At 72.6% G+C, this 17,976-nt stretch carries 17 protein-coding genes; 8 read left to right on the top strand and 9 right to left on the bottom strand.

The window, feature by feature from the left end:
• Positions 1 to 27 precede the first annotated feature (27 nt).
• Positions 28 to 1,209, top strand: coding sequence for a helix-turn-helix domain-containing protein (locus ABZ192_RS07960; RefSeq protein ID WP_356923665.1), 1,182 nt, complete (start codon positions 28 to 30; stop codon positions 1,207 to 1,209).
• Positions 1,155 to 1,811 carry a DUF5701 family protein gene (locus ABZ192_RS07955; RefSeq protein WP_356923664.1) on the top strand — a complete coding sequence of 219 codons (657 nt, stop codon included), beginning with the start codon at positions 1,155 to 1,157 and terminating at the stop codon, positions 1,809 to 1,811. Before ABZ192_RS07960 ends, ABZ192_RS07955 begins: the two co-directional genes overlap by 55 nt.
• A gap of 3 nt (positions 1,812 to 1,814) precedes the next feature.
• Here ABZ192_RS07955 and proP read toward each other — a convergent pair whose 3' ends face one another.
• Positions 1,815 to 3,311, bottom strand: a complete 1,497-nt coding sequence (gene proP, locus ABZ192_RS07950; protein WP_356923663.1) for a glycine betaine/L-proline transporter ProP — start codon at positions 3,309 to 3,311, stop codon at positions 1,815 to 1,817.
• Between the two features lie 215 nt (positions 3,312 to 3,526).
• Here proP and ABZ192_RS07945 point away from each other — a divergent pair, with 215 nt between their 5' ends.
• Positions 3,527 to 5,038 carry an MFS transporter gene (locus ABZ192_RS07945; RefSeq protein ID WP_356923662.1) on the top strand — a complete coding sequence of 504 codons (1,512 nt, stop codon included), beginning with the start codon at positions 3,527 to 3,529 and terminating at the stop codon, positions 5,036 to 5,038.
• 537 nt (positions 5,039 to 5,575) lie between these two features.
• Here the strand turns inward: ABZ192_RS07945 and ABZ192_RS07940 are convergent.
• Positions 5,576 to 6,076 carry an ATP-binding protein gene (locus ABZ192_RS07940; RefSeq protein ID WP_356923661.1) on the bottom strand — a complete coding sequence of 167 codons (501 nt, stop codon included), beginning with the start codon at positions 6,074 to 6,076 and terminating at the stop codon, positions 5,576 to 5,578.
• A 239-nt stretch (positions 6,077 to 6,315) separates the two neighbouring features.
• Between ABZ192_RS07940 and ABZ192_RS07935 the strand changes: the two genes are divergently transcribed.
• On the top strand, positions 6,316 to 8,055 hold the full coding sequence (locus ABZ192_RS07935) for a SpoIIE family protein phosphatase (RefSeq protein ID WP_356923660.1): 1,740 nt from the start codon (positions 6,316 to 6,318) through the stop codon (positions 8,053 to 8,055).
• Between the two features lie 15 nt (positions 8,056 to 8,070).
• Here ABZ192_RS07935 and ABZ192_RS07930 read toward each other — a convergent pair whose 3' ends face one another.
• Positions 8,071 to 9,102 carry an alcohol dehydrogenase catalytic domain-containing protein gene (locus ABZ192_RS07930; protein ID WP_356923659.1) on the bottom strand — a complete coding sequence of 344 codons (1,032 nt, stop codon included), beginning with the start codon at positions 9,100 to 9,102 and terminating at the stop codon, positions 8,071 to 8,073.
• Between the two features lie 77 nt (positions 9,103 to 9,179).
• Between ABZ192_RS07930 and ABZ192_RS07925 the strand changes: the two genes are divergently transcribed.
• Positions 9,180 to 10,895 (top strand): IlvD/Edd family dehydratase, encoded by a 1,716-nt coding sequence (locus ABZ192_RS07925; protein ID WP_356923658.1) that lies wholly within the window; start codon positions 9,180 to 9,182, stop codon positions 10,893 to 10,895.
• A 20-nt stretch (positions 10,896 to 10,915) separates the two neighbouring features.
• Here ABZ192_RS07925 and ABZ192_RS07920 read toward each other — a convergent pair whose 3' ends face one another.
• From ABZ192_RS07920 to ABZ192_RS07905, 4 genes are all read right to left on the bottom strand, one after another.
• Complete coding sequence (locus ABZ192_RS07920; protein WP_356923657.1) at positions 10,916 to 11,047, bottom strand: hypothetical protein; 132 nt, start codon at positions 11,045 to 11,047, stop codon at positions 10,916 to 10,918.
• Positions 11,048 to 11,590: 543 nt separating this feature from the next.
• Positions 11,591 to 12,250 carry an FMN-binding negative transcriptional regulator gene (locus tag ABZ192_RS07915; protein WP_356923656.1) on the bottom strand — a complete coding sequence of 220 codons (660 nt, stop codon included), beginning with the start codon at positions 12,248 to 12,250 and terminating at the stop codon, positions 11,591 to 11,593.
• Positions 12,251 to 12,305: 55 nt separating this feature from the next.
• Positions 12,306 to 13,013 carry a phenylalanine--tRNA ligase beta subunit-related protein gene (locus ABZ192_RS07910; protein WP_356923655.1) on the bottom strand — a complete coding sequence of 236 codons (708 nt, stop codon included), beginning with the start codon at positions 13,011 to 13,013 and terminating at the stop codon, positions 12,306 to 12,308.
• Between the two features lie 69 nt (positions 13,014 to 13,082).
• A complete protein-coding gene (locus ABZ192_RS07905) occupies positions 13,083 to 13,919 on the bottom strand; it encodes an EamA family transporter (protein WP_356923654.1) in 837 nt (278 codons plus the stop codon).
• A 118-nt stretch (positions 13,920 to 14,037) separates the two neighbouring features.
• Between ABZ192_RS07905 and ABZ192_RS07900 the strand changes: the two genes are divergently transcribed.
• Positions 14,038 to 14,622, top strand: a complete 585-nt coding sequence (locus tag ABZ192_RS07900; protein WP_356923653.1) for an XRE family transcriptional regulator — start codon at positions 14,038 to 14,040, stop codon at positions 14,620 to 14,622.
• A gap of 56 nt (positions 14,623 to 14,678) precedes the next feature.
• On the opposite strand, the gene ABZ192_RS07895 is transcribed toward ABZ192_RS07900, so the two are convergent.
• Together ABZ192_RS07895 and ABZ192_RS07890 are read right to left on the bottom strand one after the other, a co-directional pair.
• Positions 14,679 to 15,227: a hypothetical protein gene (locus ABZ192_RS07895; protein ID WP_356923652.1), complete on the bottom strand. Its 549-nt coding sequence runs from the start codon at positions 15,225 to 15,227 to the stop codon at positions 14,679 to 14,681.
• Between the two features lie 48 nt (positions 15,228 to 15,275).
• Positions 15,276 to 15,536 (bottom strand): helix-turn-helix transcriptional regulator, encoded by a 261-nt coding sequence (locus tag ABZ192_RS07890; RefSeq protein WP_356923651.1) that lies wholly within the window; start codon positions 15,534 to 15,536, stop codon positions 15,276 to 15,278.
• 155 nt (positions 15,537 to 15,691) lie between these two features.
• Between ABZ192_RS07890 and ABZ192_RS07885 the strand changes: the two genes are divergently transcribed.
• Entirely contained in the window at positions 15,692 to 16,606 is a 915-nt protein-coding gene (locus tag ABZ192_RS07885) for an SDR family NAD(P)-dependent oxidoreductase (protein ID WP_356923650.1), read from the top strand.
• A gap of 118 nt (positions 16,607 to 16,724) precedes the next feature.
• Positions 16,725 to 17,966: an acyltransferase gene (locus ABZ192_RS07880; protein WP_356923649.1), complete on the top strand. Its 1,242-nt coding sequence runs from the start codon at positions 16,725 to 16,727 to the stop codon at positions 17,964 to 17,966.
• The last annotated feature ends 10 nt before the right edge of the window (positions 17,967 to 17,976 follow it).

The following is a 17,976-nucleotide window of genomic DNA, read 5'->3' as shown; positions in this document are numbered from 1 at the left end:
CTTCGATGATGCCCAGGGGGGAACCAGGTGTCCGTCGTCCTGTCCACCGCGTCGCTCTCGGCCGCCGACCGGAGTGAGCGCTGGCACCACGCGGTGTCACGCACCTTCATACCGCTCGACGTACAACTCCTCGAGGACGATCCGTCGCCAGGGAGAATCGTCAGCAACCAGCTGGGCTCCTTACGCATCTCGCAGGTCCAGGCGGGCCCGCAGACGGTGACGCGCAGCCGCCGGCTGATCCGGGACGGCAAGGAGCACCTCATCCTCACCCTTCAGCAGCGGGGCACCGCCATCAAGGAGCAGGACGGCAGACAGGCGCGGATCGGGCCGGGCGACTTCTCCCTCTCCGACGCCTCCCGGCCGTTCCGGAAGACCGTGCAGGGCGACTTCTCCTTCACGTCCTTCCAGTTCCCCCGCACGGATCTTCGCGTGCGCGAGGAGGATCTGCGGGCGGTGACCGCCACGGCGTTCTCCGCAAAGGAGGGCAGCGCCGCACTCGTGGCCGCGTACTTGGGGCGCCTGGCCCGTGAAGCGCCCGGTCTCGACGCCTTCGTCGGCCGCCAGTTCGCGGCCACCGCGCTCGACCTGCTGACGCTGCTGATCAACGAGCAGTGCGGACGCTTCGCCTCCCAGGCCCCGGAGACCGCCGCGGCCACCCTCGTACGCGTCAAGGACCACATCCTGCGCCATCTCGGCGACCCCGGCCTGTCCCCGCCCGACATCGCCGCCGCGCACTGCATGTCCGTCCGCTACCTGCACAAACTGTTCCAGCTCGAGGGCATGACGGTCGGGGAGTGGATCCGCACTCAGCGGCTGGAGCGGTGCCGCAGGGATCTTCTGCACTCCCCGGCCCTCGGGTACGGGGTCGCGGCCGTCGCCCGGCGCTGGGGTTTCGTGAGCCCCAGCCATTTCAGCCGCGCCTTCCGCGCGGCCTACGGGGTGACGCCCCGCGAGTGGCAGACGCACGGCCTGTCCGGCGCCGGGCGGAACGGAGGGGAAGACGGGCGGAAGGGACGTGCGGACCGGCGGAACGGAGGGGAAGACGGGCGGAAGGGACGTGCGGACCGGAGGAACGGAGGAGAAGGGGAGGGAACGCCTCCGGGAACCGGCGCGTTGCACAGGAGTTCGCCCACGTCACCGACCCTGGGAGCATCGTGCCCGCCACCACGCCCGACCCGTCCACCGTCCTCCCCGCACTCCCGCCCCTGAGCGCGCAGGCCGAGCGGCTGATCGAGCTGGGCGTGCACGAGACCGCCGGGCTGTCCGCCGAGGAGATCCGTGGGTTCGCCGCCGAGACCGACGGCGAGGGCGACCTGCTGGCCCTGCATCCGGACAGAGCCGCCGCCTCCGCCCTCGCGCCGCTGCTGCGCCGCGACGGCAAACCGGGCTTCGTCGTCGTCGACATGCCCGACGTCGACGCATTCACGCCCTGTGCCGTCGAACCGCCCGACACCCCGCTCTACGTCGTCACCGGCCTGGACCGCGGTGACCACATGGCCAACTGGAGCCCGGACGAGGCACTGCCCGCCCTCACCATGGAGGACCGCACCCCGCTGCTGCTCACCGAGGGCATCCACTGGGTGCTCCAGCAGCCGGACGCCCTGGAGCGCAACCGCTGCTTCATGACCATCGGCTCCCGGCTGCGCAAACCCGACGGCAGCCTGGACGCCCGCACCCCGGCGATCTGGATCAGCAACGGCACCGGACGCGACGGCCGCGAGCGCCGCAACGCCCCGAAGGTCGGGTGGTGCTGGTGGAACAACCGGCACACCTGGCTGGGCTTCGCCTCCACGACGGGCCGCAGGGCCTAGGGGTCAGAACCTGGGGCGAGGGGCCTGTTCCTCGACGATCTTCGCGGCCTCCGCCTGCGTCTCCACCGACGGCGGAGAGCCGGCCAGGGGTTTGTTGGCGGTCTCCTTCATGCACAGCACGGCGATGACGCCGATGACCGCGGCACCCGTGGAGTAGTAGGCCGGCATGAGGGTCGAGTCGAAGGCACTGATCAGGGCGGTGATCACCAGAGGAGTCGTACCGCCGAAGATCGACGTGGCCAGGTTGTAGGCGACCGAGAGGGAGCCGTACCGGACGTGGGTGGGGAAGATCGCCGGGAGCGCCGCCGACATCGTGCCGAGCATGGTCACCAGGGAGAGCCCCAACAGCAGCAGCCCCAGGGCGATCAGGACGACACTGCCCTGCCGGATGAGCAGGAAGGACGGCAGGGACAGGCAGAGGAACCCGAGCATCCCCGCCATCAGCAGCGGCCGGCGCCCGAAGCGGTCCGACAGCCGCCCGACCTGGTTGATGACGCACATCTGGAGCACCATCACGAGCAGCAGGATCAGCAGCCCGTGGTTGGTTCCGTAGCCCAGCTCGTCGGACAGGTACGTCGGCATGTACGACAGCAGCATGTAGTCGGTGATGTTGTACGCCGCGACCAGCGCGAGGCACAGCAGCAGCGGCCGCCAGTACCGGGTGAAGATCTTGCCGAGGTCGGCGGCGGCCGAGGTCTCCACGGAGTCGGCGGCCTCGCTCGCCTTGACCTGGCCGCCCTCCAGCTTCTGGAAGGCGGGCGTCTCGTCCAGCTTCAGCCGCAGGTACAGGCCGATGAAGCCGAGCGGGGCCGCGACCAGGAAGGGGATGCGCCAGCCCCACGCCAGCATCTGGTCGGCGCTCAGGAGCATCTGGAGGACGACGACGAGGCCGGAGGCCCCGACGTAGCCGGCGAGGGTGCCCAGCTCCAGGAAGCTGCCGAAGAAGCCGCGCCGCTTGTCGGGCGCGTACTCCGCGATGAACGTCGAGGCGCCCCCGTACTCCCCGCCGGTCGAGAAGCCCTGCACCAGCCGGAAGAAGATCAGCAGGGCCGGGGCCCACAGGCCGATGACCGCGTGCGAGGGGACGAGGCCGATGGCGAAGGTCCCCACCGCCATCATGATCATGGTGAGGGAGAGGATGCGCTTACGGCCGACCTTGTCGCCGAGCGGCCCGAACACCATGCCGCCGAGCGGACGCACGAGGAAGGCCACCGCGAACGTCGCGAAGGAGCTGAGCAGCTGCGCGGTGTCGTTCCCGGACGGGAAGAACACCTTCCCGATGGTCGACGCCAGATAGCTGTAGATGCCGAAGTCGTACCACTCCATCGCGTTGCCGAGGGCGGCGGCCTTCGTCGCGCGCTTGACCGCCGCCTCGTCGGTCACGGTGATGTCGCTGCGGCGCAGCTTCGGGTTGCGTCGCTTCTCGATCGCCCGGAACAGCACCCGGTGTCGTCTCACGGCTGCGTGGTCCACCGACTCGTCGTTGCCGGGCGCCGCCATCACGTGGTTCCTTTCGCCGGTCGTCGATCCCAACCACAACGCCTGTACAGATCTCGCGCGCTCAAACGAACCCCTTCGCCCGGCACCCGGACGATCACCCTGGGTGACGCCCGGGTGCTTTCGGTGAGACGCGCGCCGCCGAACTGCCGGGGTGTGTCAGCGCCCCGAAGGGGGAACTTGGTTCGCCGGTGCGCACACGGTGAGAGGAGCCCCATGTGACAGCGTCAGCGGCGGGCGACCGGAACCAGGGCGCGCAGGAGGCCGGATACGAGCCGGACCCGCGCCGGTGGCGGGCCCTGTGGGTCACCCTGGTGGCCGGCTTCATGAGCCTGCTGGACGTCTCGATCGTGGCGGTCGCCCTGCCCTCCGTGCAGCGCGGCCTGGACGCCTCGCCCGCGCAGGTGCAGTGGGTGGTGTCCGGATACGCGCTCGCCTTCGCCCTCGCGCTCGTCACCGCCGGCCGTCTCGGAGACGCGCTGGACCGGCGCCGCATCTTCCTGCTGGCCCTCAGCGGCTTCGTGCTCTTCAGCATGGCCTGCGGGGCGGCCCCCAGCATCACGCTGCTGGTGGTGGCCCGCCTCGCCCAGGGCCTGGCGGCCGGTTTCATGGCGCCCCAGAACTCCGCGCTCATCCAGCAGATGTTCCGCGGCGCCGAACGCGGCCGTGCCTTCGGCCTCTTCGGCGCCACCGTCGGCATCTCCTCCGCCGTGGGCCCGCTCGCCGGCGGCCTGATCCTCGCCCTCGCCTCCGGCGACCAGGGCTGGCGGTGGATCTTCTACGTCAACGCGCCCATCGGGATCCTCGCCGTCCTCCTCGGCCGCCGGCTGCTGCCCCGCACCCGGCGGTCCGGCCGGCAACACGTGGACCTGCCCGGCGTCCTGCTCCTCGGCCTCGGCGTCCTGGCGCTGATGTATCCGCTGGTCCAGGCCGGCTCCGGGGGACTCGGCCGGCTGTGGTGGCTGTTCCCCGCGGGTGCCGTGATCCTCCTCTGCTTCGCCCGGTGGCAGCGTCGCCTCGTCGAGCGGGACGTCCAGCCGCTGCTCGATCCGCGCCTGTTCACCACCGTGCGCGGCTACGCCGTCGGCGCCGGCGTCGGCACGCTCTACTTCATCGGCTTCAGCGGTGTCTGGCTGGTCTTCGCGCTCTTCTACCAGGACGGCCTGGGCTTCTCGCCGCTCCGGTCCGGCCTCGCCGTGACGCCCTTCGCCCTCGGCTCGGCCTGCGGGGCCGCGGTCGCCGGCCGGCTGGTGGACCGGCTCGGCCGCATGCTCACCGTGGGTGGTCTGACGGCCGTGATCGCGGGCCTCGGCGGCACCGCGCTGCTGCTGCGCTTCGCGCCCCTCGGCATCGCGCCCTGGGTCGCCGCCCCGGTGCTGTTCCTCGGCGGCGTCGGCAGCGGCTGCGTGATCTCACCGAACATCACCATGACGCTGCGCGACGTGCCCGTGCGGATGGCGGGCGCGGCGGGCGGCGCCCTCCAGACCGGGCAGCGGCTCGGCGCCGCGGTGGGCACCGCCGCCCTGCCCGGCCTCTTCTACGTGGTGCTCGGCAGCGGCGACGACTACCGCGGCGCCCTCGCCACCGCGCTGGGCGCCGCCCTCCTCGGCATGCTGGCCGCCCTGGCCCTCGCGACATCCGACTTCAGGCGCGACCGCCGGACACGGCAGCAGCACGGGACGTGCCCGGAGGACGTCGCCAACAGCCCCGTACACGCCCGGCAGAGCTGATTCCGCAACGCGCCGACCGAGCACGGAAACGGCCCTCCGACTGGGCGCGGAACCGGTCGGCTGCGTTCGGCGACCTGGTTCAGCCGGCGGCGAGCACGGCCTGCCCGGGCGTCGGTGCCTACCTGGTCGTTCGTGGTGCCGGGCAGAGTTGATGCCGCGGCGCGCCGAAACCGAGTGCGGATATGGCGCGCCGGCGGAGCACGGAAACCGGCCGTCGGCGGAGCACGGAAACCGGCGCGTCGGCCGAGCCCGGAGCCGGTCGGCTGCGTTCGGTGACCTGGTTCAGCCGGCGGCGAGCACGGCTTGCCCGGGCGTCGGTGCCTACCTGGTCGTTCGTGGTGCCGGGCAGAGCTGATGCCGCGCCCGCGCCGAAACCGAGTGCGGATATGGCGCGCCGGCGGAGCACGGAAACCGGCGCGCCGGCCGAGCACGGAAACCGGCGCGCCGGCCGAGCACGGAAACCGGCGCGCCGACCGAGCACGGAAACGGGCTGGCCGGCCGAGCACGGAACCGGTCGGCCGCGTTCGGGGGCCCGGCTCAGCCGGCGGTCAGTATGGCCTGCCCGGTGCCGGTGCCCACCTGGTCTTTCGGGGTCAGCCGCAGGTAGGCCGTGATCTGCTTTCCCCTCGCGCGGGGTGCCACGGCGACCCGGTCGCTGACCGTGTGCACCAGCCGCAGCCCATGGCCGCCGACGCGGAACCGGTCCCCCTTCTGCACCGCGGGCTGCTCCGCCGAGGTGTCCCGCACGGTGATGGCCAGCCTTCCCCGGAACAGCCGCAGAATCAGCTCGCAGGGCCCGGGGGCATGCCGGATGGCGTTGGTGACCAGTTCGCTGACGACGAGTTCGGCATCCATGGCCAAAGAGGCCGGAACCGGGGCCAGGGCGGTGTGCGGGCCGTGGGCGAGGAAGGCGCGCAGGGCCAGACGCGCGTCGACGGCGCTTGCCGCGCCGTGCGCCCACGCCGCGCCGAAGCGCAGCGTGGCGTGCTCGTCCGCGCCCGGCCGATCTGCCGCCTGCTTCCCAAGCGGGAGGACCATACGGAGGCTCTTTCGTTGTGTTCGCCCCAGCGGGGCGGCTCTGTCGCCCTGCGTTTACCCGGGTGCGGACCACGCATACCAGGGCAACCCCCGGGTGTTACCGGTTTGCCCCCGAGCGGCAGAGCCACGAGGGGGCTGGTTTCGCCGCCACGGGGCACACGGGGAACGCCGGAGGGCATTCCCCCGGGGGCACGAGCCGACAGACGGCGAGGGCGGGCGATCAGCAAGGAGGCGACGACATGGCAGGGCCGGACCGTACGGAGACCGTGGCGCAGCAGCCCGTGGCCGTACTCGACGCCTCGGTGACGCGAGGACTCGAAGCCATCGGAACCGGGGCCTACGTCGTGGACGAGGAGGGCCGCATCCTCGCGGTCAACACCCGCGCCAGGGACCTGCTCGCCCGCACCGCCGAGGACCTGCTCGGGCACGACGCGCACGACCTGCTGCACCGCGACGCCCACGGGCAGCCGCTGCCCAGGACCCGGTGCGCGATGCGGCGGGCCTTCCACGCCGGACGGACCGCCCAGGCCGAGGAGGACTACTTCGCCCGCGGAGACGGCTCCGTGCTGCCCATCGCCTGGCTGCTCACCCCGTACGACGTCGGCGACGGCACAGCCGGCACGCTCGTGCTCTTCCACACCGTCGGACACACCCCGGCAACCGGCCCCCGGCCGGAACTGACGGCCGGGCCGCTGCGGGAGCTGGAACGACTGACCCTGCTGGCCGACGCCACCACGCGACTGACCTCCACGCTCGACGTCGACGAGGCGCTGGAACGCCTGGTGACCCTGGTCGTGCCCCGGCTGGCGGACTGGGTGATCATCGATCTGATCACCGAACACGACGAAGTCTGGCGGACCGCCGTCGTCCACGCCGACGGTGGCACCCTGGTGCGCCGGGACGACCTTCAGGGCCCCATGCCGCCCGTCCCGGAGGCGTCCCCGATGCCCCTGTCCAGAGCCCTGCGCGGCGTGGCCTCCACGGTGGCCGGGCCCGGCACCTACCAGCGCGAACCGGATTCCGGCATCGCGGTCGAGCAACGCCGGCTGTTCGACGCCACGGGGATGCACTCGGCGGCCATCGCGCCCATCCGCAGCACCCGCTCGGTCCTGGGGGCCCTGACCCTCGGCCGTGCCGAGGACCCGGTCGCCTTCACCCCCGCCGACCTCCCCCTGGTCGAGGACATCGCACGCCGGGCCGGCCTCGCCCTGGACAACGCCCGCCTGTACCAGCGCCAGCGCAAGGTCGCCGAGACCATGCAGAACCATCTGCTGCCCCAGATGCCGGGCGTCCCGGGCCTGCAGATGACCGTCCGCTACCTGCCCGCCCCCGACGCCTCACAGGTCGGCGGCGACTGGTACGACGCCTTCCCCATGTCCGACGGATCCACGGCCCTGGCCGTCGGGGACGTCGTCGGCCACGACCTGGACGCGGCGGCCGGCATGGCACAGGTGCGCAACATGCTCCGCGCCTACGCCTGGTCGCAGCACGAACCGCCCAGCCGGATCGTCACACGCCTCGACGAAGCGCTCCAGCACATCACGGACGTCGACATGGCCACGATGATCTTCGCCCGGATCGAGGCGGCCGACGACGGCCGGTGGCAGCTGTCCTGGACCAACGCCGGCCACCCGCCGCCCCTGCTCATCAGCCGCGACGGCCTGGCGCACTACCTCACCGACGGCCACGGCATCGTCCTGGGCACCGGTGCGGAGACCATGCGCCCCGACGCCACGACCCTGCTCCCGCCCGGATCCACCCTCGTGCTGTACACCGACGGTCTGATCGAAGCACCCGGCCACAGCCTCGACGAGGGCCTGAACCGGCTGCGCCGGCACGCCGCCGCCCTCGCCCACCGCCCCCTCTCCTCCTTCACCGACCACCTGCTGCGCCGCGTCCGTCCCACCGAGAACGAGGACGACGTCGCCCTGCTGGCCCTGCGCACACCCGCCCCCAGGGCATCCACCGCCGGCCGGTGACCCGGCGGCGGACCCTCAGGGCTCGACATGGATCTTGGGGCCGGGCCCGGCGCCGGCCGGGCGCTCGCCGGCGAGGACCGGGCCCACCGCGTCGAGTCCCACGGTGGCGGCGACCAGCGGCCGGGGATCGACCGTTCCGGCGGCGTACGCCCGGATGGTGGCGTCGAGGCCGGGGGAGGCGGACAGGACACCGGTCGCGGTCACGTCCTTGAGGACGAGCGTGCGGGTGTCGATCCCGCTGGGCTCGCCGGCCAGCCCGATGTACACAAGACGGCCCCCGGGCTCGACCAGCTCCAGCGCCAGACCCGGCAGCGAGGCGGCGTTCGAGGCGTCGACCACCGCGTCGAAGGGCACGTCCGGCACGGACTCCCGCGTCCACACGTGCTCGAAACCCAGGGAGCGGGCGAAGGCGAGGGAGCTCTCGGTCGTACCCAGGAGGTGCACCTCGGCGCCGGACGCGCGCAGGAACATCGCCGCCAGCAGCCCGATCGTCCCCGGCCCCAGGACCAGGGCGCGGTCCCCGGGCGCAGGCTCGGCGGCCCGAGCGGCGCGCAGGGCGTTGCCGCCGGGCTCGACGAGCGCGCCGAGCACCGCGTCGACGGAGTCGGGCAAGGCGTGCAACGAGGAGGCGGGAACGGCGAGTTGCTCCGCCAGCGCGCCGGGCAGGCCCCCGCGGATGCCGACCTCCCGCCGCCGCTCGCACACCTGTCGGCGGCCGCGGCGGCAGCGGCGGCAGGAGCCGCAGCCGAGCATGGTGTCGCCCATGACGCGGCGGCCGAGCCAGGCGGGACCGACACCGTCACCGACCGCCGCCACCCGCCCCGCCCACTCGTGGCCCGGCCGCATCGGGTAGGTGGAGTGGCCTTGGTGGAGGTAGGCCATCGCGCCGGTGAAGAACTCCGCGTCGGTGCCGCACACGCCGACCCGCTCGACGTCGACGACGACCTCGCCGGGACCGGCCACCGGCGCCGGAAGCTCCTGGACCTCGTACGCGCCGGGCCCGGTCAGGACGAACGCGCGCATCACAGGGCGGCGCTCGGTGGGCATGTCGCTCGGTCGACCGTCTGCCTATGCTTCATGAGTTCCGGAATCTAGACCGCTGTACCGTCCATTGGAAGGGCTCCATGGAGAGACTCCGCAGCGCGCAGTGGTACGAGGGACAGGACCGCAACGCCTACATCCACCGGGCCTGGATGCGGCGCGGCGTGCCCGGCGACGCGTTCACCGGACGCCCGCAGATCGCCATCGCCAACACCGCTTCGGACCTGACTCCGTGCAACGCGCACCTGAACGAGGTCGCGGCTTCGGTGCGCAACGGCGTGTACGAGGCGGGCGGCATTCCGCTGGACCTGCCGGTGGTGTCGCTGGGCGAGACCCAGGTGCGGCCCACCGCCATGCTGTGGCGGAACATGGCCGCGATGGCCACGGAGGAGATGCTGCGGGCCAACCCCGTCGACGGCGTCGTCCTGCTCGGCGGTTGCGACAAGACGATCCCCTCGCTGCTCATGGCCGCGGCCTCGGTGGATCTGCCCGCGGTGGTGGTCCCCGGCGGACCGATGCTCAACGGCACCTTCCGCGGCGGTCTGCTGGGCTGTGGCACCGGTGTGTGGCAGCTGTCGGAGGAGGTCCGCGCGGGCACGCTCACCCAGGAGGAGTTCACCCGCTCCGAGTCGGCGATGATCCGCAGCCGCGGCCACTGCAACACGATGGGCACGGCGTCGACGATGGCGCTGGTTGCGGAGGCGCTCGGCACGGTCCTCCCCGGTACGGCCGGGATCCCCGCCCCCGACAGCCGGCTGCTGGAGGCCGCGCACCACACCGGCCGGCTGGCGGTGGACATGGTGGGCGCCGGCCGGCGGCCCGCGACCTTCCTGACCGAGGCGTCCTTCCGCAACGCGATCATCGCGCTGGCCGCCATCGGCGGCTCGACCAACGCCGTCGTCCATCTCCTGGCGATCGCGGGCCGGTCGGGCATCGACCTGTCCCTCGACGACTTCGACCGCATCGGCTCCCGCGTGCCGGTCCTGGTGGACCTCCAGCCGGCCGGCCGCTTCCTCATGGAGGACTTCCACCGCGCCGGCGGCCTGCTCGCCGTGCTGCGCGAAGTACGCGACCTGCTCGACCCCGACGCGCTGACCGTCACCGGCAGGCCGCTCGTCGCCTGCCTCGACGACGCCGGGATCTGGGACGGCGAGGTCATCCGCACCCGCGACCGGCCGCTGGTCGCCGAGGGCGGCATCGCCGTCCTGCGCGGCAACCTCGCACCCGACGGCGCGCTCGTGAAACCGGCCGCCGCCTCCCCGCACCTGCTCCGGCACCGGGGCCGGGCCGTCGTCTTCGACAGCATCGAGGACTTCCGCGCCCGTATCGACGACCCCGCCCTCGACGTCGACGCCGACTCCGTCCTGGTGCTGCGCGGCTGCGGCCCCAAGGGCTACCCGGGCATGCCCGAGGTCGCCAACATGCCGTTGCCCAAGAAGCTGCTGGAACAGGGTGTCCGCGACATGGTCCGGGTCTGCGACGGCCGGATGAGCGGCACCGCGTACGGCACGGTCGTCCTGCACGTGGCCCCCGAGGCCGCGGCCGGCGGCCCCCTCGCCCTCGTACGGACCGGGGACTTCATCACCCTCGACGTCGAGGCCCGCCGCATCGACGTCGACGTGCCGGAGGCCGAACTCGCCCGCAGGACCCCCGGCCAGGCCACCGTCACCGGCTTCGCCGCTCCCCGGCGCGGCTGGGAACGCCTCTACGTGGACCACGTCCTGCAGGCCGACACCGGAGCCGACCTCGACTTCCTCGTCGGCTCCAGCGGCTCCGAGGTGACCCGTGAGTCGCACTGACCCCGGATCACCCCGGGGATTCACCACGTCACGGGCAGCTCCGTGACGCCACCGGTGAGGGTGGTGCGCACCTCCAGCTCGTCCAGCTCCTTGGCGAGCCGCAGACCGGGCAGACGGCGGGCCAGCGTGGCGAAGACGATACGCAGCTCCACCCGGCGAGCAGATCGCTCGGGCCGCCGGAGTCTCCGAGCGCACGCTGTGGCGCTACTTCCCCACCAAGGAGAGCTGCGTCGAGCCGCTGCTGACGAAGATGCTCGACGCCTTCCGGGCGGTCCTGCACGCCTGGCCGCCCGGAGCCGGCCTGATCGAGCACCTGCGCACCGCCTACCAGCCCGTACTCGGCTCGTCGTCCGGTGAGGACGTCGAGGCGGTGCTCGCCGTGATCCGCATGACCCACGACGAACCCGCGCTGCGGGCCGCCTACCTCGTGCTCCGGGAGCGCGCGGAGGAGACGTTCACCGAAGTGCTCGCCGCCCGGATGGGCATGCCCCCCGAGGCGTTCGAAGTACGCGTGCAGGCCGCCGCCATGAACGCCGTGCTTCAAGGTCGCGGCCGACGAGTTCGCCCGGGAGACGGCCGGCCGGGGCATCACCCCCGAGGTGCTGAACGATCACCGGGAGCAACTCGCCGACGCACTCGGCCTCGTCACCAGGAGACTCTCGGGCACGGACGCCGACTGAGGAGCCCGCGTGGCCTCAGTGCTCTCGGCGACCGGCCCGGGCGGCATGCGGGGCGTGGGCGCGTACGGCTGCCGCGACAGCGGAGTCGCCGGCCCGGCCGCGCGCTTCGAGGCCCGCGACGACGCCCTCGATGTTGCCCTGCGGCTGGTTCTGGCTGAGCTTGAACTTGGCCTCGACCCGGCTGATGACCACCTCGACGCCGACGATGGCGCGCAGTTGCCGCTCGACGAACTTCGCGGGGGCCTGGTCGACGGACCAGGGTTCGGCGTTCCCGGCCTCGTGCCGGTCGGTCAGGCGGCGTATCTGGCTCTCGATCCAGGCGGGGTCGTCGTGCACGACCAACTGGCCGTACACGTGCGCGGTGATGTAGTTCCAGGTCGGCACCACCCGGTGGTGCTCCTGCTTGGCCGGATACCACGACGGCGTCACGTACGCCTCGGGCCCGCGGACGATCACCATGGCCTCGCCGTGCGCCGGCCGGCTCCACTGGTCGTTGCCGCGCGCCATGTGGCCGATGAGAGCGCCCTGTTCTCCGGACTCCGGGTCGTACTCGAACGGCAGCGCGGTGGCCACGAGGCCTTCGGAGGTCATGGTGATCAGGTCGGACGCGCCCTGGTGGGCCAGCAGTTCGCGGACCGCGTCCTCGTCGGGGACGAAGTGCTTGGGGAGGTACATCGGCAGCCTTTCGCGAGCTGTTCGCGCAGACGTGGCAAGGGGACCCGGGCGAGGTTCAGACGGTGGCCTGGGGTCCGGCCGGGCTGAGGTGGTGCACGGCGGTCCGGTCGGCATGCGGGGCGAGCAGGCCCTGCAACTCCTCCGCCGCGGCCTTGAGGAGCCCGCCGTCACGCGTGGCCTCAAGGGTCTCGAGGACGAAGGCGACGTGCGTGGAGTCCTCGGTGACGCGGGTGCGGTGGGCGTCGCGGTGGTTCCAGTGGCGCGTCAGGACGCCGGTGGCGTCCGCGTAGATGATCTCGCCGGGCTTGGGGTGCTCGACGGTGTCGGGTTCGCCGAGCGGGGTGAAGGACTCGGTGCCGTCCGCGTACCGGATGGCGACGTCCCCGGCGACCCGGGACAGGTCGAAGGCCCCGGCGGGCAGACCGTGCCGGACGGAGACGGCGTTGTAGGAGTCGACCGCCGGGTTGATGCGCGGCAGGGTCCCCTTCTTGGCGAGGCGGCGGCCGAGCGCGTCGACGCTGGGGCGGATGCGGCGCGGGTTGGTGCCGAAGGAGCGGTAGGCGGTGTGCCAGGCCTCGATGCGCGGGTCGGTCTCGTCGGCGGGCCGCCAGGTGCCGTCGGCGAGCTGCTGCTCCAGTTCCTCCAGGGCGGTGGCGGTGTGCGGCCAGGGTTCACGGCCGCGCAGGCCGGTGGCGGTGACCAGGGCGATGAGGGTGTCGGGGAACGCCTCCGCCACGGCGGGGGTGAGGTGGAAGGTGGGCACGGCGCGTTTCCGTTTCTCGACTCGGGGCTCAGGGGTGGGGTTGCTCAGGGGGCTCAGGGTCGGTGTCGCTTACGTCAGGGCGAGGAGGCTGACCGCGGCGGCGGCGGTGCCCAGGCCGACGAGCTGGCCGCGGTGGATGCGTTCGGCGAGCACACCGCGGGCGAGCAGCACCGTACCGGCCGGGTAGAGGGCGGTGATCACGGCGACGACGGCGAGGTCCCCGCTGCGGGCGGCCAGCAGGAACAGCAGGTTCGCCACGGAGTCCAGCACACCGGCGGCGGCCGACAGGGCGTACGCGGGCCGCTCGGTGCCCAGCCTGCGGAACATCAGCCCCGCCGCGGCCAGGGTGACGGCCGAGGAGACCGCCCGTCCGACGATCAGCGGAGCGACCCCGCTGTCGGACGGCGCCTGGTGCAGACAGACCAGCTGGAGGGCGATGGCGGCACCCGCGCCGAAGGCCAGCAGCAGCGCCGTACGAGAGGGACGCGCCGAGCCCGCGCCGTGTCCCGCACTGACCAGCACGACCGCCACCAGCGCGAGCGGCAGGCCCACCAGCCCCGCGGCGGCCAGGTGCTCGCCCTGCACCAGGCCCACACCGACGGGCAGCGCGGCGGACACCAGGGCGGTCACGGGCGACAGCACGTTCATCGGGCCGATCGCGAGCGTGCGGTAGAGCAGGGCGAACGCGGCGGCGGAGGCGACCCCGGACGCGGCACCCCAGCCGAGGGCGCCGGCGCTGAACGACGCTCCGAGCACCGGCCACAGCACCAGCTCGACCGCGAGGCTCGCCGGGGCCGCGATCATCACGGTGCGCAGCACATGAGCCCTGCGGGCACCGAGGCCGCCGAGGAAATCGGCGCATCCGTAGGCGAGCGAGCTGCCCAGGGCCAGCAGCAGAGCGATCACAGCACATCCCTTACCATTCAGTGGAACGACCAGACCGTACAACAGAACGACCGCCCGGTGTCAACCAAACGACCGTCCGGTGCAGTCGAATGTTCCAGCCGGCAAGGATGGTGATCAGGTGGCCGAGACAGCCGCAGCCCTGCGGACGGTCGCGCACAACGTCCGGGCGGCCCGCATCCGCGCGGGCCTCACCCTGGAGGAACTCAGCCGGCGCGCCCAGGTCAGCAAGGGCGCCCTGGTGGGTCTGGAGAAAGCCCAGGGCAACCCCAACCTGGCCACCCTGGTCCGGCTGGCCGACACCCTCGGCATCTCGGTCTCCGCCCTGATGCAGGGACCGCCCGAAGGCCGCGTCCGGGTCGTGTCCGCCGAGGCCGTGGCCCCCCTGTGGACCGGGGAGCGGGGCAGCGAGGCCCGGCTGATGCTGACGACGTCGGGACCGACGCCGGTCGAGATCTGGCGCTGGCGGCTCGAACCGGGCGAGGAGTACCCCAGCCACCCCCACCAGGGCGGCGTCGTGGAGACCGTCAGCGTCACCTCCGGCCGGATGACCCTGGTCGTCGACGGCACCGAGCACACCGTCGAGGCGGGCCAGACCGCCACGTTCGACGGCGACACCCCGCACACCTACCGCTGCTCGGGCACCGAACCCTGCCACCTGATCATGACGGTCCATCTGCCGCCAGGCCCGGCCCCGACGAACTGACTCGCCGGCCGATTGCCGGCACCGGCTTCTCGCTGAAGGCTTGCGAACCTCGTCCGTCAGGCTGGTTTCACGACGTGTGTGACGCGAAGAAGGTCCAGTTTCCCGGCGCCGCTGCTTCCGGCCGCCGCCGTGTAGGTGACCATGCGCAGGTCCGCGCCGGGGACGACGAGGACGTCGCAGTCGAGCAGGATGTCGCCGATCTCCGGGTGCCGGACGGTCTTGCGGTCGCTCGTGTGCTGGGCGGCGGCCGTCCGCGTGACCCAGTGATGGGCGAAGGCGTCGGACGTCTCCCGCAGCTCCCGCACGAGACGATCGAGCTGGGCGTCCGCGGGATAGCGCGAGACGGCGTCCTTGAGGTCGGCGACGATCGACGCCGCGAGGGCGTCCGGTCCACGCTCGGACCGGACGGGGAGCATCGAGGCGTGTGCGGCGCCGTCGCCGAAGAGGGCACGGGCGAGATTGCGTTCGGTGGCCGGGACGAGGGCGGGGTCCCCGTGCAGGGCGCTCCACATGGTGTTCCACCACACCAGGGTCCAGTCGGCCGTGAACACGCCGATCGGAACGTCGCCGAGGCGCGCGGCGAGCCGTTGGATGCCTGCGGGCACGTGGGTGCTGACCGTCCCGTCCCGCGGCGGCAGCAGCCCGGCGCTGCGCTACAGCTGGTCGCGCTCGGCGCGGGAGAGCTGCAGGGCCCGGGCCAGGGCGCCGACGACCTGGGCCGAGGGGTTCCTCGCGCGTGACTGTTCCAGGCGCAGGACGTAGTCGACGGACAGCCCGGCCAGCTGCGCCAGTTCCTCGCGGCGCAGTCCGGGGGCGCGGCGGCCGTCCGTCGCGGTGAAGCCGGCGTCGGCCGGGGAGAGGCGGTCGCGCCAGGCGCGCAGGAGTTCGGCGAAGCCGGAGCGAGAGGAAGCCATGGGGGTCATTCTCGCCCCGCGGCGCCGGCCACAGCCTGGGTACTGCCAGTCCTAGTGACGGGGACGGCACTGGCCGGCGGCGGCACACGCGGCGAGCGTGGAGCGACGTGCCCCGAGCCGGGGCGCCGGCAGCCGACCACTGAAGGAGTCTCCCTGTGCAGCACACCATTGTGATGACGGGCGCGAGCCGCGGGATCGGCCGGGTCGCCGCGGGGCACATTCTGCGCAGGTCGCCGGATGCGCACCTCCTCGTCGTCACCCGCGGGACCTCCGGTGCACAGCTCGCCGCCGAACTCGCCACGGGCGGGCACGCGGTCTCGCACGTCTCGGCGGACCTCGGCTCCCTGGGCAGCGTCCGCGCGGCCGTCACCGAGATCCGCGGCCGGCTCGGTCGCGGTGACCTTCCACCGCTGCGCGGTTTCGTGGGCAACGCGGGCATCCAGTACACGAACGCGCTCACCGAGGGGCCGGACGGATTCGAGTCCACGTTCACGGTCAACGTGCTCGCCAACCACCTGTTCGTCCGCCTGCTCCAGGACCACTTCGCCGCTCCCGCCCGGATCGTGATCACCGCCAGTGACACGCACTTCGGCGACTTCAGGCACAACCTGGGCATGGTGCCCGGCCCGTCCTGGAAGTCCCCGGACGTCCTCGCCCGCGCGGGCGCCTTCCCCAGGCCGGACACGGCGGTCGCCGGGCGCACCGCGTACTCGACGAGCAAACTGGCCGCCATCTACCTCGTGCACGAGTACGCCCGCCGTCTGCCCGCCGGGGTCGACGCCGTCACCTACAACCCGGGCTTCGTCCCCGGCACCGGGCTCGCCCGCCACGCCGGCCCCCTCTCCCGCTTCGCCATGCGGCGCATCCTGCCGATGGTGACCCTCACCCCGTTCGCCACCGGCCGCAACGCCGCGGGCCGCTACCTCGCAGACGTCGTCCTGGGCACGACCAGGGCGCCGACCGGCTCCTACGTCGACCGCAACCGAGTGGACCGCTCGTCCGAGGAGTCCTACGACCCACGGCGCGAAGGCGAACTCTGGGACGCCGCCGAGCGGTTGACCACAGCGTGAGGAGCCGGACCGGACGCGCTCGCGCAGCATCGCACCAAGTCCTCTCCGCGGGTATGGCCCTGGACCGCCACCCGCCCAACACTGGGGGCACGCACGCGAGTCGGGGGGAGGACGCGCCATGGCGACGCGGACGGAGTCACCGCAGGCGGGGTTGCCGGAGGAGCGGCGGCCGGAGCTGGACGTGCTGCGGATGGTGGTGGTCGTCGGACTGGTCTTCTTCCACTCGGCGCTGGTGTTCGCGACCGAGGGCGACTTCTACGTCAGGAACGCCGAGACCACCGAAGCCATCACGGTCATCGCCGGGTTCGGGGTCGTCTGGGCGATGCCGCTGCTGTTCCTGATCTCCGGCCTGGGCGCCCGGCACTCGCTGCGACGCCGTGGCGCGGGCACCTTCGCCAAGGAGCGTTTGCTGCGGCTGGGCGTCCCCCTGCTCCTCGCAACCCTCCTCTTGAACCCGCTTCCGCAGTGGCTGCGGCTGCGCTCGTCCGACCCCGACTACGACCAGTCGTACGCCGGCTTCCTGCCCCGCTTCTTCGACGTGCACGTGGAGTTCGACGAAGCGCCCTTCTTCGTCCAGGGTGAGCACTTCGAGACCGGTCATCTCTGGTTCGTCGTGCTCCTGCTGACGTTCTCCCTGATCCTGGCGCCCCTCCACCGCTTCCTGCCCCACGGGCCCTTCCGCCGGCTCGCCGACCGCACGGCGGCTGCGACCCTGCGGCGACGAGGCGTCGTCCTTCTTCCGGCCCTCGCGTTCGCCGCGATCTGTGCCTTCGCCGGCATGGAGGAGGGCTACGCGGGCTGGCACCGCTGGTCGTACCTCCTCTTCTTCGCCGCCGGCTTCATCCTCGCCACCGACCCCCGCTTGCGCACCGTCATGCGCCGTGACGCACGCTCCGCGGCGTGTCTCGGCGCCCTCCTGTTCGCGGCAGCGGCTCCGGGCTTCACCACCGCCGAGGACCCCTTCACGGAGACGACGCCCCTGGCCGTGGTCTCCCGGGCCCTGTTCGGGGCGGCCGGCTGGTGCCTGGTGGTCGCCATCCCGGGCCTCCTCGACCGCCCCCGACGACAGCCACCACAGGAGCCCCTGGCTCCGGCTGCTCCGACTGCTGCGTCTGCTCCGCCGTCTCCGACGACGCGTCAGCGCGTGTACGGGTACCTCGCCGCCGCCGTCCTTCCGCTGTACGTCCTCCACCAGCCGATCGTCGTCGCCGTCGCCTACTTCGTGGTGGGATGGCCGGCGCCGATCGCGGTCGAGTACGTGGTGCTGGTGGCGGTCTCCCTCGCCCTGACGCTCGCGGCGTACGAGCTGTTGGTGCGCAGGAAGCGGGTGACGCGTTTCCTGTTCGGGATGCGGGACTGAGGAAACCGCC

This window comes from Streptomyces sp. NPDC006235 (assembly GCF_040613735.1).
In the GTDB taxonomy this organism is placed as follows: domain Bacteria; phylum Actinomycetota; class Actinomycetes; order Streptomycetales; family Streptomycetaceae; genus Streptomyces.
The sequence above is the reverse complement of the archived record's forward strand: the minus strand, read 5'-3'. Positions and strand labels throughout refer to the sequence as shown.

Bases quoted from the DNA above. Each gene is read 5' to 3' on its own strand.
- proP (WP_356923663.1), bottom strand. From the start codon at position 3,311: ATGGCGGCGCCCGGCAACGACGAGTCGGTGGACCACGCAGCCGTGAGA.
- ABZ192_RS07940 (WP_356923661.1), bottom strand. From the start codon at position 6,076: ATGGTCCTCCCGCTTGGGAAGCAGGCGGCAGATCGGCCGGGCGCGGAC.
- ABZ192_RS07935 (WP_356923660.1), top strand. From the start codon at position 6,316: ATGGCAGGGCCGGACCGTACGGAGACCGTGGCGCAGCAGCCCGTGGCC.
- ABZ192_RS07930 (WP_356923659.1), bottom strand. From the start codon at position 9,102: ATGCCCACCGAGCGCCGCCCTGTGATGCGCGCGTTCGTCCTGACCGGG.
- ABZ192_RS07925 (WP_356923658.1), top strand. From the start codon at position 9,180: ATGGAGAGACTCCGCAGCGCGCAGTGGTACGAGGGACAGGACCGCAAC.
- ABZ192_RS07915 (WP_356923656.1), bottom strand. From the start codon at position 12,250: ATGTACCTCCCCAAGCACTTCGTCCCCGACGAGGACGCGGTCCGCGAA.
- ABZ192_RS07890 (WP_356923651.1), bottom strand. From the start codon at position 15,536: ATGGCTTCCTCTCGCTCCGGCTTCGCCGAACTCCTGCGCGCCTGGCGC.
- ABZ192_RS07880 (WP_356923649.1), top strand. From the start codon at position 16,725: ATGGCGACGCGGACGGAGTCACCGCAGGCGGGGTTGCCGGAGGAGCGG.